The sequence below is a fragment of the Sphingosinicella sp. genome (assembly GCF_052387495.1).
In the GTDB taxonomy this organism is placed as follows: Bacteria; Pseudomonadota; Alphaproteobacteria; order Sphingomonadales; family Sphingomonadaceae; genus Allosphingosinicella.
Window position 1 is genome coordinate 20,324 of sequence record NZ_JBQTJC010000007.1, and the last position, 15,109, is coordinate 35,432.

The window sequence follows — 15,109 nt, forward strand, 5'->3', positions numbered from 1 at the left end:
CCTCATCGGTTGATCCAGTGCCGCCAGTAGAACCAGGCGAAGACGCCGATCCCGACCGCGACGCAGAAGGCGGCGATGCCCCAGAAGGCCCAGGCCGCCCGAGCGTAGGGAATGCCCTCTACATTCATGCCGAGCAGGCCGGTGATGAAGGTCAAGGGCAGGAAAATGAAGGCGACGATCGAGATGTAGAGCGCGCGCTGGTCGACCTGCTCGGCGCGCAGATCGGTGATCTGCTCGTGGAGAAGAGCGGCGCGCTCGCGCACCGTCTCCAGCTCCTCGACCATGCGGGCGAAGCGGTCGGCCGCCTCGACGATGTGCAGCCGATCCTCCTCGGCGAGCCAATCGAAATCGAGCGCGGCGAGCGTGTTGAGCGCGTCCCGGTCCGGCGCGACAAAGCGGCGAAAGCCGATCGCGTCCGAGCGCACCGCCGTGATCTCGCGCCTGAGGCGGTAGAGCTGGCTCGATTCGAGGTCGCTTTCGACATCGTCCAGCCGGTCGCCGAGCGCGGCGATCTCCGGGTCGAGCTGGGTGCTGATCGCGCGCGCGAAGGCGGCGACGAGATCGCCCGAATCGCGGATCTTGCCGGCCTCGGCCTTGGCCGCGACCAGAGCGGTCGCGCTCAGTGTGCGGCGGCTCAGCGAGGTGACCCGGTTGCGGGTGATCCAGAGCCGGATCGAGACCAGCCGGTCCGAATCGAGCGGATCGCAGTCGCCGGGCCCGCGCAGGTTGACGATCGCGCCGTCCTCGATCGGGTCGCAGCGCGGTCGCGTCTCGGTCGCGATCAGCGCGCCGGCGGCGACGTCGGGAATGTCGTCCTGCGCCTTCAGGAAAGCGAGGTCGTGATCGTCGCGCCCCTCCAGGTGCAGCCAGAGGAAGCCCGGGCCCTTATAGGCGGCGCCCTCCTCGACGCTCAATCGCCGCACGTCGTCGCCGGTGACGAGGAGCGCGCCCTCCATCAGGCCCGATCGAGCCAGGCGCGCACCGCGCCGGCGAGGTCGTCGCGCTTCAGCGCCAGCGCGAGATTGGCGAGGACGAAGCCCCGGGCGTCGCCGCAATCGTGCCGCTCGCCGTCGAAGGTCACGGCGTGGAAGGGCTGCCTGCCGATCAGTGCCGCCATGCCGTCGGTGAGCTGGATCTCGCCGCCGGCGCCTTCGCCCGTTGCGGCCAGGATCGGCATGATTTCGGGCTGAAGGATGTAGCGGCCGACCACGCCGAGCGTGGAAGGCGCATCCTCCGGCCTCGGCTTCTCGACCAGCCCCTTCACCTCGGTCAGCCGCCCGTCCGCGGCGCCCGGTGTGACGATGCCGTAGCTGGCAGTGCGCTCGCGCGGCACCTCCTGCGCGCAGACGATATTGCCGCCGATCTTCTCATAGGCCTCGACCATTTGGGCGAGGCAGCCGGGCGAACCCACCATCAAATCGTCAGGGAGAAGAACGGCGAAGGGCTCGTCGCCGACAATGTCGCGCGCGCACCAGACGGCGTGGCCGAGGCCCAAAGGCTGCTGCTGGCGGACCGAGACGATCGCGCCGGGCGGGAAGCGGGTGCCGTCGAGCGCGTCGAGCGGCTTGCCGCGCGCGGTCATGGTCGCCTCGAGCTCATAGGCGACGTCGAAATGGTCCTCGAGCGCGTCCTTGCCGCGCGAGGTGACGAAGATCATCTGCTCGATCCCGGCCTCGCGCGCCTCTTCGACCGCATATTGGATCAGCGGCCGATCGACGACGGTGAGCATTTCCTTGGGAATCGCCTTGGTGGCGGGAAGGAAGCGGGTGCCGAGGCCCGCGACGGGAAAGACGGCCTTGCGCAGCTTTTTCATGCCGTCCTCCTAACCGAGGAGTGGGACGAAAGCATCGCCCCAATTGCCGTCGCCGGCGGGCTTGCCGGAACCCGCGCCGGCGCGGCATATTGCGGGCGTGGGGACGGCGATGCCAAGAGGGGCGGACGATCGGGCGACGGAGATGCGCGGCGCCGATCATTATGCCGTCGCCTGGCGGCTCACCGTGGCCGCCTGGCTCGGCTGCGCTTTGCTCCAGCTCATCCTTTACCTGCGCCCTTCGCCTTATGGCGGGCCGTTCCTCGTCCAATGGAAGGCCTTCATCGTTCGCCCGCTCGTCTATGAGCTGCTTTCCACCTGGCTGGTGGCGCTGCCCTTTCTGCTTCTCTTTCTCGCGCTCTACCGTCGCCCGCTCCGCTCCGCACGCTGGCGGCTGGCCCACTGGGCGCTCGTAGTGCTGATGGCGCTGAACCTGCTGATCACCGCGTTCGACCATGAGCTCTACCGTTTCATCGGCCTGAGGCTCGGGCCCAATTTCCTCGCCATCTATGCCGATCCGACGACGATGGCGGACAGCCTGTTCCTCAACATCCTGCGCAGCGACCAGGGCGGGCCCTTCCTCGCGCCTTTCCTCTGCGTCGCCGCGCCCGCTTGCTATCTGTGGTGGGCGATCCGGATGATCCGCCGCCGGACCCGGGCGATGCCGCCGCTCCGCTTCGGCTCGAAGGCGGCGCTGGCGCTGCTCGCCTTGCCGCTCGCCACCGGCTGCGTCGGCTATTCGCTCGCCGAGGCCAAGTGGCGCCTCTCCCGGCTGGAGCCGGCTTTGTTCGCGGTGGTCCGCGATTTCTACTGGAGCTACGAGGACGACACGCCGCCCGGCGACATGGCGGCGCTCGCCCGGGCCTGGCAGGCCGAGTGGCTGGCCGGCAGCAGCGACCGCGACTGGCGCTTCGCCGACCGCGAGCGGCCGTACCTACGCACGCCGGCCAACCCCAGTGTGCCGGGGCCGGAGGAGCGCTGGAACGTCGTCATCATCCAGCTCGAGGCGGTGCGCGGCATCGACACCGGCCATTTGCGGCCCGACCGCCGCCCCTCGCCGACGCCCTATCTCGACGCGCTCGCCGCCGGGCCGGACGCGGCGGTCTACACGCGCGCGCTGAGCTTCGGCCCGCCCAGCGTCAACGGCCGCTTCGCCACCCAATGCTCGATCACGCCCTCGTCGCGCCGCTTCATCACCAGCCAGACCCATATCTCGCTCTACTGCCTGCCCGACGCACTCCGCCGCCAGGGCTACCGCGCCGAGATGTTCAGCGCGGGCGACATCGACATGGACAACTCCACGATCTGGGTGCAGCGTATGTACGACCGGCTGTGGCGCTACCCCGAGGAGGGCCAGGTCGACCGCGCCGTCTTCCGCCACGCCGCGGCGCGGATTCGCCAGCTCGGCCGGGCCGGACCGTTCATCGCCACCCTGATCTCTGCCAGCAACCACCATCCCTTCCGCTCGATCGAGCCCGCGCTCGACATCGCCGGGCAGGGCAGCGCGCGGGAGCGCATCCTCAACACGACCAGCTACACCGACGACGTCGTCCGCGAGCTGATCGAAGGCTTCCGCGGCGAGCCCTGGTTCACGCGCACTTTGTGGGTGATCAACAGCGACCATGGCTACAATCTCGGCGAGCATGGCGGGCAGACCGGAGCCTACAGCCTCTACCGCGAATCGACCTGGATTCCGTTCCTGATCGTCGGCCGGCATCCGCGCCTGCCGCGCGGCCGGCACGATCAGGTCGTCACCCTGCTCGACGTCGCGCCGACCGTCGCCGATCTGATCGGGCGGAGGGAAGCCAATCCCTGGCATGGCCACAGCCTGCTCAGCCTCGCGCCCGGGCGCCGAATCCTCTTCGCGTTTCGCGATTCGCTGCTCGCCGAGGCGGGGGGCTGGAGCGCGCTGGGCGACCCGCAGCAGGAACAGCCCCGGCTCTACCGCACCGCCGACGACTGGCTGCAGCGGCGGGACTTGGGCGGCCGGCGGCTCGCGCCCGCGCGGCGGCTGCTCGAGGAGGTTGAGACCCGGCGGCGCTTCAACGATTATCTGATCCGCCACGGCCGGGTCTGGCCGAAACAATCGTCCTGACGCTGGGTGCGCCTTATTCGGGCCCTTCCGGCTCGTCCGGCGGGGGCAAATCGAAGCGGTCGTCCTCGCGTTCCTCGGAGCGGCGGACCAGCTCGTCGACCCGCTCGGGGCGGGCGATGGGCGGCGGGGTCAGCAAAGCCTCGGCGGTCGGCGGCTCGGCGGCCGCGGCCGGAGCGACCGGCAGGCTCTGGCCCGGCGGCGGCTGGAGCGGCTCGCGCAGCCCGCAGGCCGAGGCGAGCAGCGCCAGCGCCAGCGCCAGCGCGAGAAAAGCGAACCGCCTCATGTCTCGATCCCCAGCACTTTCTTCGCCGCTTCGATCCGCTTCCTGACTTGCCCCGGCGCGGTGCCGCCGAAGCTCTTGCGGCTCTTAACCGAGGCGTCGGGCGAAAGCACCGCGAAAACCCCCTCGCCGATGCGGGCATCGATCGATTGCAGCGCGTCGAGCGGCAGCTCCCAGAGCGGCACCCCGCGCTCGTCGGCGAGACGGACGGCGCGGCCGGTGATGTGGTGCGCCTCGCGGAACGGCACTTCAGCCTCACGGACCAGCCAGTCGGCGAGGTCGGTCGCGGTGGCATGGCCCGTCTCGGCGGCGGCGCGCATCCGAGCCGCGTCAAAGCTGACGGTCTCGATCATCCCCGCCATCGCCGCGAGGCTGAGCGAGAGCAGATCGTGCGCTTCGAAGACGGGCTCCTTATCGTCCTGCATGTCCTTCGAATAAGCGAGCGGCAGGCCCTTCATCGTCACCGAGAGCGCGGTCAGCGCGCCGATGATCCGCCCGGAATGACCGCGGACCAGCTCGGCCGCGTCGGGATTGCGCTTTTGCGGCATGATCGAGGAGCCGGTCGAGAAGCTGTCCGACAGTTTGACGAAGCCGAAGGGCTGGCTCGCCCAGAGCACCAGCTCCTCCGCCAACCGCGACAGATGCAACGCGCATTGCGACGCGGCCATCAGATAATCGAGCGCGAAGTCGCGGTCGGAAACCGCGTCGAGCGAGTTGGCGGTGGGCCGGTCGAAATCGAGCGCGAGCGCCACCGCCTCGCGATCGACCGGAAAGCCGGTGCCGGCGAGCGCGGCCGAGCCCAACGGGCATTCGTTCATCCGCGCCCGCGCATCGGCGAAGCGCGAGCGATCGCGGCGCAGCATCTCGTAATAGGCCATGAGATGGTGGCCAAGGGTGACCGGTTGGGCCGACTGGAGGTGGGTGAAGCCCGGCATCACCGTCTCGGCCTGCTCCTCGGCCCGCGCGACCAGCGCCCGCTGCAGCGCCGCCAGCCCCTGCTCGGCGACGTCGATCGCGTCGCGCACCCAGAGCCGGAAATCGGTCGCGACCTGATCGTTGCGCGAGCGCGCGGTGCGCAGCCGCCCGGCCGCCGGGCCGATCAGCTCGGCGAGCCGCGCCTCGACGTGCATGTGGATGTCCTCGAGCGCGGCATCCTCGGGAACGCCCCCGGTCTCATATTCGTCAGCGATCTTGTCGAGACCCTCCTCGATCGCATCGGCGTCGGCCTGATCGACGATGCCCTGCGCCGCCAGCATCGCGATATGGACCCGGCTCGCTTCGATGTCGTGCCGCCAGAGCCGCTTGTCGAAGCCGATCGAGGCATTTATCTCGCGCATGATCGCCGAGGGCCCTTCCGCGAAGCGCCCGCCCCACATCGCGTTGGAGTCCTGGTCCTTGCGGCTCGTAATCTCTTTTCTCCCTGCCCTCGGCCTGGGCCTGGCGCTGGCCGGATGCGATAGGCAAACCGCCCCCGCTCCGCAAGGCGAAGGACCGGTAGCCGCCAACAGCGCCCGCGCGGATGCCATGCCCAAACAGGCCTATCCGACTGGCCGGCTCGACCGCTCGCGGGCCGGGACGCCGGCGCCGACGACGAGCTTCGAGGACCCGCAAGGGCGCCCGGTGACGATGGCGGCGTTCCGCGGCCGCCCGGTGCTGGTCAATTTGTGGGCGACCTGGTGCGGGCCCTGCGTCGTGGAGATGCCGTCGCTCGACGCGCTCGCCGAGCGCGAGGGCGAGCGCGTCCAGGTGCTTGCGCTGAGTCAGGACATGGCGGGCCGCGACGGCGTCACCCGCTTCTTCGCCGCGCGCAATTTCCGCCGCCTCCAGCCCTATCTCGATTCCCGCCTCGATTTCATGGCGGCGCTGCGCATCGACACGCTCCCCACCACTATTCTTTACGACGCCCAGGGGCGCGAGGTCTGGCGGATGACCGTCATGGCCGAGTGGGGCGACGAACGGACGACTAGGCTGTTGCGGGAGGCCGACGCCGGCTGAACACGCGCCCGTCGATCGCGGCGAGGCCGAGGCCGATCAGCGCCATGCCGGCGAAATGGCGCGGCGCCATCACCTCGCCGAGCAGCAATACGCCGAGCAGGATCGCGCTGATCGGGATCAGGAAGGTGACGAGCAGCGAATTGGTCGCTCCCGCCGAGGCGAGCAGGCGGAAATAGAGAATGTAGGCGAAGCTGGTGCAGACCAGCGCCAGCCCGGCCAGCGCCGCCCAGGCCTGCACGGTCGGCATCGCGGCAGCCCAAGGCGGCTTGAACAGCAGCACGAGCGGCAGCAGCACCAAGGTCGAGGCTGTGAGCTGCCCGGTCGCCACCGCCACGGGCGGCACGCCCATCGCCTTGAAGCGCCGCGCATAGACCCCGGCCAGCGCGTAGCAGAAAGTCGCGGCGAGACATTCGAGCTGGGCGATCACGTTCGCACCGATCCCCGCTAGGACATCCACGCCGATCATCACCGCGACCCCGCCGAAGCCGAGGATCACGCCGGCGACCTTGCCGGGCGTCGCCTTCTCGTCGGCGGTGAAGAGATGGGCGACGATCACGCCCCAGATCGGCGTCGTCGCATTGAGGATCGAGCCGAGCCCGCCGGTAATCTCCTGCTGCGCCTCGGCGAACAGGATGAAGGGGATCACGTTGTTCAGGAGCGCGAGGATCAGCAGGGTCGAGACCGCGCCCGGGGGCAGCGACATCCGCTCCCGTTTCATCGCAAGGAATAGCCACAGGAAGCCTGCCGCCATCGCCACGCGCACAAACACGAGGCTGAGCGGCTCGAATGAGCCCAGGGCCACCTCGATGAAGAAGAATGACCCGCCCCAGATCACCGACAGGGCGAGCAGAATCGCCCAGTCCTGGCGGTTCATCGCGGGCGCCTGCGTCGTCATGGCGCCGAGATAGGGCCTCCGGCGCGCAAAGCGTCACGAAAGCTGCGCTCAAAGTGATAAAGCTGGCTTATGAGCGCCGGTCAGTCCCGCAGCAGCTCGTTGATCCCCGTCTTCGACCGCGTCTTCGCGTCGACGCGCTTGACGATCACCGCGCAGGCGAGGCCGGGGCCGCCGTCCTTACCGGGAAGCGTTCCGGGCACGACCACCGAATAAGCCGGCACTCGGCCGTAGCTCGCCTCGCCGGTGGCGCGGTCGACGATCTTGGTCGAGGCGCCGATGAACACGCCCATCGAGATCACCGCGCCCTGCTCGACGACGACGCCCTCGGCCACCTCGGAGCGGGCGCCGATGAAGCAATCGTCCTCGACGATCACCGGCCCGGCCTGGAGCGGCTCCAGCACGCCGCCGATCCCGGTGCCCCCGCTAATATGCACATTCCGGCCGATCTGGGCGCAGCTTCCCACCGTCGCCCAAGTGTCGATCATCGTCCCTTCGCCGACCCAGGCGCCGATATTGACGAAGCTCGGCATCAGCACCGCGCCCTTCGCGACATAGGCGCCGCGCCGGACGATCGCCCCCGGCACCGCACGAAAGCCGGCGTCCCGAAAATGGGACTCTCCCCAGCCTTCGAACTTGGACGGCACCTTGTCCCACCAGGCCGTCCCTCCCGGCCCGCCGACCAGGCTGTTGTCGTTCAGGCGGAAGGAGAGGAGGACGGCCTTCTTGAGCCATTGGCTGACGATCCAGCCGCCCTCGCCTTTCTCGGCGATCCGCGCCTCTCCATCGTCGAGCATGCCGAGCGCGGTATCGACCGCGTTGCGGACCTCGCCTGTGGTCGTCGGGCCGATGCCGTCGCGCGCCTCCCACGCCGCCTCGATGATCCTCTTGAGCTCCGCGCTCATGCCACTTCCTCTCCCAGCACCTGCTCCAGCCAGCCGGCGACGTCTGCCGCGCGGTGATCGACGAAATCGGCGTCGCGGTCCACCGGCCCCTGCTCCGAGCCGTTGTCCACCCAGAGCGTGGTCATCCCGATCGCCTTGGCCGGCGCGAGATTGCGGACCATGTCGTCGGCGAACAGCGCCCTCGTGGGCGAGATGCCATGGAGATCGCAGATCGCGCGATAGCCGGACGGATCGGGCTTGGGGACATAGGCCATGGCGTGGATATCGTGCATGCCGTCGAAGGCATTGGCGAGGCCGAGCCGGTCGAGCACGCGCCGGGCATAGCCCTCGCTGGCGTTGGTGAAGACGAACTTGCGCCCCGGCAGCCGGTCGAGCGCCGCGACCAGCCCCGGATCGGCGGTCACGCGGGCGAGATCGATGTCGTGGACGAATTCGAGGAATTCGTGCGGATCGACGCCGTGATGTGCCATCAGCCCGGCGAGCGTCGTGCCATGTTCGTGGAAGAAGCCCTTCTGCACCCGCCGCGCCTCGGTGGCGTCCACCTCGAGCAGCCGCTGGATATATTCGCCCATTCGGATGTCGATCAGCTCGAACAAATTGCAGCTGTGCGGATAGAGGCTGTTGTCGAGATCGAAGATCCAGCTGTCGATGCCGGCGAGGTCGGGATGCATGGGCGCCGACTAACGCCTCATTCGTCGTAGCGATAGGGGCGCAGGACAAGCACGCGCAGGTCTTGGGTCGGACGCCAATTGCGTCGGCGCATTTCAAACTGGGTCGGGCTGATCCGCCGCACGCCTTCACCGCAGAAGCTGACCAGATTTTCCGGCCGCTCCTTGTCGACGACGAGGCGGAACTCGCCGATTGGCGAGCGCCAGTTGGCGCCAGTGGTCAGGATATAGCTCACCCACTGCTCGGCGATGGTGGCGTAGAGCGCGCCCTCCTGCCCGGATTGGCGCCCGAGACGGTCGACGCCGGCGAGGAAATCGTCGTCGATGCAATAGGTCGCGATCTGCTCGCGCCCGCCCTCACCTTCGCGATATTCGCGGTTGGCGAGGCCGGTCGTGACCGTGCCGCCCGCGCCGGGCGTATATTCATGCGCGACGACGACGTCGCGGCCGGGCGGAAAGGCCTGCTCCCAGTGCCAGGTCTCCCTGACCGTCCAGCGTGGCTCGTAATATCGCCCGCTCCCCTGCCCGAAAGCCTCGATTAGACCGAGCCGCTCCAGCCGCTGCTGTTGGGAAGGGTTGAGCCGCGCAACCGCCTCGCTGGCGGCGACCACGATATTGTCCTCTGCGATCGGGACGTTCAATTCGCGGAGCAGCGCCGAATGGTCGGTCGTGCCGAGCATCGCTCGCCGCTCGACCTGCATGGCGATCGGTCGCCCATCGACCCGGGTCGAGAAGTCGGCCGGCCAGGCGCTGTCGCCCTCGCTCAGCTCGGCGAGGTTGCGATCCGGCAGCGGGAAGGCGACCGTGGTGCGGACCGGCGCCGTGGTGCGGTTGCGGAAGACGTAGCGGACCCGGATTTGGCTCGGCGAGACGTAGAGGTCTTCCGAGACCATGTCGATCGCATCGGTCTTGGTGAGCACGAGGCCGCCGGCGCCGTTCTCGGCGGTGCTGTCGTTGGCATGCGCGGCGATGCCGCCCAGCGCGCAAAGGCCCGCGACTGCCCAAAGCAATCGACGCATATGTCCCCCTCCCCGCGCCTCGATCGGCGCCCCTAAACGGTGAAGCTCTCTCCGCAGCCGCAGGCGCCCTTGGCGTTGGGATTGTCGAAGACGAAGCCGGCGGCGAAATCGTCCTCGACCCAGTCCATCGTCGAGCCGACCAGATAGAGGACCGAGGCGCCGTCGATGAAGAAGGGGCCGGCGGGCGTCTCGATCCGCTCGTCGAAGGGCTGGGCCTCGGCGACATAATCGACCGAATAAGCGAGACCCGAACAGCCGCGGCGCGGCGTCGACAGCTTCACGCCAATCGAGCCGTCCGGCGCCTTGGCCATGAGCTCGGCGATGCGCGCCTCGGCGGCGGCGGTGAGCGCTACCGCGGCGGGGCGCGCGCGAATCTTCGTTTCAACGGTCATAGCATTCCCAATTCCAGCCGGGCTTCGTCCGTCATCTTCTGCGGGTCCCAGGGCGGATCCCAGACCAGCTCCACCTCGGCGTCGCCGACGCCCGGCACCGCGCCGACGCGCAACTCGACTTCACCCGGCATCGATTCGGCGACCGGGCAGTGCGGCGTGGTCAGCGTCATCTTCACCTTGGCGTGGTTCTCCGGCGTGATCTCGACATGATAGATCAGGCCGAGATCGTAGATGTTCACCGGAATCTCGGGATCGTAGATTTCCTTGAGCGCATCGATCACCGCTTCGTAGAGATCGCCGCCCGGCTCCGCGCCCGCGGGCTCCGCCGGCGCCGGCTTCTGGGCGAGGAAGCCTTCGAGATAGTCCTTCTTGCGCTCGAGCATCTCGCGCGCCTCCTCGACGCGCGCCCTGGGCGGCGGCGGCACCGCGCCGACCTCCTCGGTCTCGATCCTGCGTTCCTGGTTCACCCGAAAATCCTCGTCACCCGCTCGATGCCGCGGACCAGAGCCGCGATGTCCCGCCTGCCGTTATAGACCCCGAAGCTCGCCCGCGCCGTCGCGTCCACGCCGAGCGCGTCCATCAAGGGCTGCGCGCAATGGTGGCCGGCGCGGATCGCGACCTGGCTCTCGTCCAATATGGTGCCGATGTCGTGGGGATGCACCCCCTCCACGGCGAAGCTGACGATGCCGGCCGAATCCTCCGGTCCGAACAGCCGCACCGAGTTGATCCCGCGCAGAGCGTCGCGCGCTTCGTTCACCAGAGCCGCCTCGTGCGCGGCGATCGCGTCGAGCCCGATCCCCTCGACATAGTCGATCGCGGCATGGAGGCCGAGCACGCCGACGACGTGCGGCGTTCCCGCCTCGAAGCGGGCGGGTGGCGGCGCGTAGGTGGTGCGCGCGAAGGTCACCTTATCGATCATCGCGCCGCCGCCCTGCCACGGGGGCATGGCGTCGAGAATCTCGTGGCGCGCCCAGAGCACGCCGATCCCGGTCGGCCCGTAGAGCTTGTGGCCGGAGAAAACGTAGAAGTCGCAGTCGAGGTCGCGCACGTCGACCGGCATGCGCGGCACCGCCTGGCAGCCGTCGAGCAGCAGCTTGGCGCCGACGCTGTGCGCAATGTCAGCGGCCCGCTTCGCGTCGAGCACCGAGCCGAGCACGTTCGAGACGTGGGCGAGCGCGACCAGCTTATGCTCGGGCCGGATCATCGCCGCCATCGCGTCGAGATCGATGCGATGGTCGTCGGTCAGCGGCACCACGTCGATCTCCGCCCCGGTCATCTGCCAGGGCACGATGTTGCTGTGGTGCTCCAGCGTCGAAAGCAGGATGCGGTCGCCGGGCTTCAGGTTCGCCTTGCCCCAGCTCTGCGCGACCAGGTTGATCCCCTCGGTCGCGCCGCGGACGAAGACGATCTCCTCCGGCGCCGCCGCGTTGATGAACTCCGCCGCCCGCCGCCGCGAGGCTTCGAAGGCCAAAGTCATCTCGGCCGAGCGCTGGTAGACGCCGCGATGCACGGTCGCGTAGCTCACGCCATAAGCGCGTGTGATCGCCTCGATCACCGGCACAGGCTTCTGCGCGGTCGCGGCGCTGTCGAGATAGGCCCAGCCCTCGGGGATCGCCGGGAAATCGGCGAGCCAGTCCAGCGGACGGGTGGCGACGGCGGCGTCCATCAGCCGAACCACCCTTCCGCATCCGCATAGAACGCCTCGCGCACCGCCTCCTCGCCGATCCGGTCGAGCGCGTCAGCGACGAAGGCGCGGGTGAGCAGGCCCTTCGCCTCGTCCGGCGTGACGCCCCGGCTTTCGAGATAGAAAAGCGCGGCCCGATCGAGCTCGCCGACTGTCGCGCCGGGCGCGCACTTCACGTCGTCGGCGAAAATCTCCAGCTCGGGCTTGGCGTTGATCGTCGCCGAGCGGGAGAGGAGCAGCCCCTTCAGGCTCTGCTCGCCGTCGGTCTTCTGGGCGTGGCGGGCGACCTCGACCCGGGCGGCGACCGAGCAGGCGGCCTTGTCGTCCGCGACCGAGCGCCAGACCTGGCGGCTGGTCCCGTTGGGAACGAGATGGCGGACGACGAGATTGACGTCGTGCCGCTGCCGCCCGCGGGCGAGCAGGGCGCCGGCCGCTTCGGCATAGGCGCCCTCGCCGGCCAGATCGATCTCGCCATCGAGCCGCGTGTCGCGGCCGCCCAGCGCGAGCGTCGCCGCGATCAGGCTAGCGCCCTCGCCGACATCGGCCTGGTCGGTCAGGCTGACGAAGCCGTCGGCGCCGAGGATGCGCCGGCTGAGCATCAGCCGCGCGCCCTTGAACAGGGTGATCCCGGTCAGCCGGTTCGCCCAGCCCGCGCCGACGAAGCTCTCGACCACCGAGGCCTGCGCATCGACATCGAGCATGATCTCGCCGGCGAGATGATCGGCGGCACCGGTCGAGACATGGACGATCTGGACCAGCCCCGGCGGCGAATGATCGCGGCCGAGCCTGAGCGACCAGCCGGCCCGGCCCGCGAGCCGCCCGAGCGGATGGCGCGTCTCGACCGCCACGTCGCCGATCTCGAGCGGCCCCAGCCGGCTCCGAGCTTCGTCGAGCCGCCCGTCGACGAACAACAGCCGCGGGCCTTCGCTCTCGATCCACGGGAGTGCGTCGGGCACACGCCCCGTCGGCTCCGTCTGGCTCAGCTCCGGCAGCGCCGAAAGGTCGCTCCAGCGCCAGCCTTCGCTGCGGTTCGAAGGAAGGTCGAGCAGCATCTACGCCGCCACCGCCGCATAGCCGTCGCGCTCGAGCGCCTCGGCCAGCTCCGGCCCGCCCGAGCGGACGATGCGCCCCGCCGCGAGGACGTGGACGAAATCGGGCTCCACGATCTCGAGCAGCCGCTGATAATGGGTGATCAGCAGCACCGCCTTGTCGGGCTTACGCATGATCCGGTTGATCCCCTCGCCGACGATGCGGAGCGCGTCGATGTCGAGGCCGCTGTCGGTCTCGTCGAGGATGGCGAGCTTCGGATCGATGATCCCCAATTGCACCATCTCGTTGCGCTTCTTCTCGCCCCCCGAGAAGCCGACATTGACCGCCCGCTTCATCATCTCGAAATCGATCCCGAGCGCATCGGCCTGCTCCCGGGCGAGGCGGAGGAAATCGCCCGCCGAAAGCTCCGCCTCGCCCCGCGCCTTGCGCTGGGCGTTGAGGGCGGTGCGCAGGAACTGGACGTTGGAGACGCCCGGAATCTCGACCGGATATTGGAAGCCGAGGAACATGCCCTTCGCGGCGCGCTCGTGCGGATCGAGTTCAAGAAGGTCGATGACCTCCTCGTCATTGCGCGCGGAGCGAAGCAATCCAGCCTCAGGCGCCGCAGCCTGGATTGCTTCGTCGCTTCTCTCCTCGCAATGACGAGGAAGGGTCAGCGTGACCGACCCTTCCGTCACCTCGTAGCCCGGCCGCCCGGCGAGGACGTAGGACAGGGTCGACTTGCCCGACCCGTTCGGCCCCATGATCGCATGGATCTCGCCCGGGTTCAGGGTGAGGCTGATCCCCTTGAGGATCGCCTTGCCGTCGACGGTGGCGTGGAGGTTTTCGATTTTAAGCACGGGTTTGAGTCTCCAAGGGAAACGAGACCGCGACCTTTGCTTCCCGATCAATGAAGCCTTCGTCGAAGGCATAATGCGTATCGGAATCTTGCCGATAATAATCGAGCCCCAGATCGGCCTCGCCAGCGGCGCGGATGTCCGAAGGCATTACTGTCGTGAAGTGGTGAACCTTCGCCTTCGACCAGTCGGCCTCTTCGCTGACCAAGCCGCGGCTGTGCGCAAGTGTCAGCAAGCGAGTGATTGCTTCGCTCATCCCACGCTCCCCTCCAAGCTGATCCCCAGCAGCTTCTGCGCCTCGACGGCGAATTCCATCGGGAGCTGCTGGAGGACCTCTCGGGCGAAGCCGTTGACGATCAGGGCGACCGCGTCCTCAGCGGCCAGGCCGCGGCTCATCGCGTAGAAGAGCTGGTCGTCGCTGATCTTCGAGGTGGTCGCCTCATGCTCTATCTGCGCGGTCGGGTTGCGGACCTCGATATAGGGGACGGTGTGGGCGCCGCATTGATCGCCCAAGAGCAATGAATCGCACTGGGTGAAGTTGCGGACGTTCTCGGCATTGCCGAGCACGCGGACGAGCCCGCGATACGTGTTGTTCGATCGGCCCGCGCTGATCCCCTTGGAGACGATCGTCGAGCGGCTGCCCGCGCCGATATGGATCATCTTGGTACCGGTGTCGGCCTGCTGGCGGTTGTTGGTGAGCGCGACCGAATAGAATTCGCCGACGCTGTTCTCGCCCTTGAGGATGCAGGACGGATATTTCCAGGTGATCGCCGAGCCGGTCTCGACCTGCGTCCACGAGATTTTTGAGCGGTCGCCTTTGCAGATGCCGCGCTTGGTGACGAAATTGTAGATGCCGCCCTTGCCCTCGGCGTCACCCGGATACCAGTTCTGGACCGTCGAATATTTGATCTCGGCGTCGTCCAGAGCGACCAGCTCGACCACCGCCGCGTGGAGCTGGTTCTCGTCGCGCATCGGCGCGGTGCAGCCTTCGAGATAGGAGACGTAGCTGCCCTTGTCGGCGACGATCAGGGTGCGCTCGAACTGGCCGGTATTCTCGGCGTTGATGCGGAAATAGGTGCTCAATTCCATCGGGCAGCGCACACCCTCGGGCACATAGACGAAGGTGCCGTCGGAGAAGACCGCGCTGTTGAGGCAGGCATAATAATTGTCGCGCTGCGGGACGACGCTGCCCAGATATTTCCGCACCAGCTCGGGATGTTCGCGGATCGCCTCGCTGATCGACAGGAAGATGACGCCCGCGGCCTTCAGTTCCTCGCGGAAAGTGGTGGCGACGCTGACGCTGTCGAACACCGCATCGACCGCAACTCGGGGGGCGCCGTCCTTGACGCCGAGCAGGATCTCGCGCTCGCGCAACGGAATGCCGAGTTTCTCGTAGGTTCTCAATAGCTCCGGATCGACGTCGTCGAGCGACCTCGGCCCCTCGGTGCTCTTGGGTGCGGAGTAGTAGTAGAGGTCCTGGAAA

At 68.2% G+C, this 15,109-nt stretch carries 17 protein-coding genes; 2 read left to right on the forward strand and 15 right to left on the reverse strand.

Translation table 11 applies throughout. The features are described from left to right. Window positions 1-2 precede the first annotated feature (2 nt). A complete protein-coding gene (locus tag ACT4N8_RS00565; RefSeq protein WP_444856185.1) occupies window positions 3-956 on the reverse strand; it encodes a zinc transporter ZntB in 954 nt (317 codons plus the stop codon). Next, a complete protein-coding gene (gene galU / locus ACT4N8_RS00570) occupies window positions 956-1,813 on the reverse strand; it encodes a UTP--glucose-1-phosphate uridylyltransferase GalU (RefSeq protein ID WP_444856186.1) in 858 nt (285 codons plus the stop codon). Before galU ends, ACT4N8_RS00565 begins: the two co-directional genes overlap by 1 nt. 109 nt (window positions 1,814-1,922) lie before the next feature. Here galU and ACT4N8_RS00575 point away from each other — a divergent pair, with 109 nt between their 5' ends. After that, on the forward strand, window positions 1,923-3,905 hold the full coding sequence (locus ACT4N8_RS00575) for an LTA synthase family protein (protein WP_444856187.1): 1,983 nt from the start codon (window positions 1,923-1,925) through the stop codon (window positions 3,903-3,905). A 13-nt stretch (window positions 3,906-3,918) separates the two neighbouring features. On the opposite strand, the gene ACT4N8_RS00580 is transcribed toward ACT4N8_RS00575, so the two are convergent. Together ACT4N8_RS00580 and argH are read right to left on the reverse strand one after the other, a co-directional pair. Then, entirely contained in the window at window positions 3,919-4,188 is a 270-nt protein-coding gene (locus ACT4N8_RS00580; protein WP_444856188.1) for a hypothetical protein, read from the reverse strand. Next, entirely contained in the window at window positions 4,185-5,561 is a 1,377-nt protein-coding gene (gene argH, locus ACT4N8_RS00585) for an argininosuccinate lyase (protein ID WP_444856189.1), read from the reverse strand. The genes ACT4N8_RS00580 and argH overlap by 4 nt, the downstream gene beginning before the upstream one ends. Window positions 5,562-5,709: 148 nt before the next feature. Between argH and ACT4N8_RS00590 the strand changes: the two genes are divergently transcribed. Beyond that, window positions 5,710-6,180 carry a TlpA family protein disulfide reductase gene (locus ACT4N8_RS00590; RefSeq protein ID WP_444856190.1) on the forward strand — a complete coding sequence of 157 codons (471 nt, stop codon included), beginning with the start codon at window positions 5,710-5,712 and terminating at the stop codon, window positions 6,178-6,180. On the opposite strand, the gene ACT4N8_RS00595 is transcribed toward ACT4N8_RS00590, so the two are convergent. The 11 genes from ACT4N8_RS00595 to sufB all read right to left on the reverse strand — a co-directional run. Then, complete coding sequence (locus ACT4N8_RS00595) at window positions 6,149-7,054, reverse strand: DMT family transporter (RefSeq protein ID WP_444856191.1); 906 nt, start codon at window positions 7,052-7,054, stop codon at window positions 6,149-6,151. The genes ACT4N8_RS00590 and ACT4N8_RS00595 overlap by 32 nt on opposite strands. Window positions 7,055-7,155: 101 nt before the next feature. Next, entirely contained in the window at window positions 7,156-7,977 is an 822-nt protein-coding gene (gene dapD / locus ACT4N8_RS00600) for a 2,3,4,5-tetrahydropyridine-2,6-dicarboxylate N-succinyltransferase (RefSeq protein WP_444856192.1), read from the reverse strand. After that, a complete protein-coding gene (locus ACT4N8_RS00605) occupies window positions 7,974-8,648 on the reverse strand; it encodes a pyrimidine 5'-nucleotidase (protein ID WP_444856193.1) in 675 nt (224 codons plus the stop codon). Before ACT4N8_RS00605 ends, dapD begins: the two co-directional genes overlap by 4 nt. Before the next feature lie 17 nt (window positions 8,649-8,665). After that, a complete protein-coding gene (locus ACT4N8_RS00610; RefSeq protein ID WP_444856194.1) occupies window positions 8,666-9,664 on the reverse strand; it encodes a DUF4424 domain-containing protein in 999 nt (332 codons plus the stop codon). Window positions 9,665-9,696: 32 nt separating this feature from the next. Further along, the gene (locus ACT4N8_RS00615; RefSeq protein WP_444856195.1) at window positions 9,697-10,056 is read right to left on the reverse strand and encodes a HesB/IscA family protein; all 360 of its coding nucleotides are present in this window, start codon (window positions 10,054-10,056) and stop codon (window positions 9,697-9,699) included. Then, window positions 10,053-10,523, reverse strand: coding sequence for an SUF system Fe-S cluster assembly protein (locus ACT4N8_RS00620; RefSeq protein WP_444856196.1), 471 nt, complete (start codon window positions 10,521-10,523; stop codon window positions 10,053-10,055). Before ACT4N8_RS00620 ends, ACT4N8_RS00615 begins: the two co-directional genes overlap by 4 nt. Continuing rightward, entirely contained in the window at window positions 10,520-11,722 is a 1,203-nt protein-coding gene (locus ACT4N8_RS00625) for a cysteine desulfurase (protein WP_444856197.1), read from the reverse strand. The genes ACT4N8_RS00620 and ACT4N8_RS00625 overlap by 4 nt, the downstream gene beginning before the upstream one ends. Continuing rightward, entirely contained in the window at window positions 11,722-12,792 is a 1,071-nt protein-coding gene (locus ACT4N8_RS00630; RefSeq protein WP_444856198.1) for a SufD family Fe-S cluster assembly protein, read from the reverse strand. Before ACT4N8_RS00630 ends, ACT4N8_RS00625 begins: the two co-directional genes overlap by 1 nt. Beyond that, the gene (sufC, locus tag ACT4N8_RS00635) at window positions 12,793-13,629 is read right to left on the reverse strand and encodes a Fe-S cluster assembly ATPase SufC (RefSeq protein ID WP_444856199.1); all 837 of its coding nucleotides are present in this window, start codon (window positions 13,627-13,629) and stop codon (window positions 12,793-12,795) included. Next, on the reverse strand, window positions 13,622-13,882 hold the full coding sequence (locus ACT4N8_RS00640) for a hypothetical protein (protein ID WP_444856200.1): 261 nt from the start codon (window positions 13,880-13,882) through the stop codon (window positions 13,622-13,624). The genes sufC and ACT4N8_RS00640 overlap by 8 nt, the downstream gene beginning before the upstream one ends. Continuing rightward, on the reverse strand, window positions 13,879-15,109 hold a 1,231-nt coding region (gene sufB, locus ACT4N8_RS00645; RefSeq protein WP_444856201.1), incomplete at its 5' end, for a Fe-S cluster assembly protein SufB. The genes ACT4N8_RS00640 and sufB, both read right to left, overlap by 4 nt.

Bases quoted from the DNA above. Each gene is read 5' to 3' on its own strand.
- ACT4N8_RS00640 (WP_444856200.1), bottom strand. From the start codon at position 13,882: ATGAGCGAAGCAATCACTCGCTTGCTGACACTTGCGCACAGCCGCGGC.
- ACT4N8_RS00590 (WP_444856190.1), top strand. From the start codon at position 5,710: ATGCCCAAACAGGCCTATCCGACTGGCCGGCTCGACCGCTCGCGGGCC.
- argH (WP_444856189.1), bottom strand. From the start codon at position 5,561: ATGTGGGGCGGGCGCTTCGCGGAAGGGCCCTCGGCGATCATGCGCGAG.
- dapD (WP_444856192.1), bottom strand. From the start codon at position 7,977: ATGAGCGCGGAGCTCAAGAGGATCATCGAGGCGGCGTGGGAGGCGCGC.
- ACT4N8_RS00605 (WP_444856193.1), bottom strand. From the start codon at position 8,648: ATGCATCCCGACCTCGCCGGCATCGACAGCTGGATCTTCGATCTCGAC.
- ACT4N8_RS00580 (WP_444856188.1), bottom strand. From the start codon at position 4,188: ATGAGGCGGTTCGCTTTTCTCGCGCTGGCGCTGGCGCTGGCGCTGCTC.
- ACT4N8_RS00610 (WP_444856194.1), bottom strand. From the start codon at position 9,664: ATGCGTCGATTGCTTTGGGCAGTCGCGGGCCTTTGCGCGCTGGGCGGC.
- ACT4N8_RS00615 (WP_444856195.1), bottom strand. From the start codon at position 10,056: ATGACCGTTGAAACGAAGATTCGCGCGCGCCCCGCCGCGGTAGCGCTC.
- ACT4N8_RS00575 (WP_444856187.1), top strand. From the start codon at position 1,923: ATGCCAAGAGGGGCGGACGATCGGGCGACGGAGATGCGCGGCGCCGAT.
- ACT4N8_RS00630 (WP_444856198.1), bottom strand. From the start codon at position 12,792: ATGCTGCTCGACCTTCCTTCGAACCGCAGCGAAGGCTGGCGCTGGAGC.
- galU (WP_444856186.1), bottom strand. From the start codon at position 1,813: ATGAAAAAGCTGCGCAAGGCCGTCTTTCCCGTCGCGGGCCTCGGCACC.
- ACT4N8_RS00595 (WP_444856191.1), bottom strand. From the start codon at position 7,054: ATGAACCGCCAGGACTGGGCGATTCTGCTCGCCCTGTCGGTGATCTGG.
- ACT4N8_RS00625 (WP_444856197.1), bottom strand. From the start codon at position 11,722: ATGGACGCCGCCGTCGCCACCCGTCCGCTGGACTGGCTCGCCGATTTC.
- ACT4N8_RS00565 (WP_444856185.1), bottom strand. From the start codon at position 956: ATGGAGGGCGCGCTCCTCGTCACCGGCGACGACGTGCGGCGATTGAGC.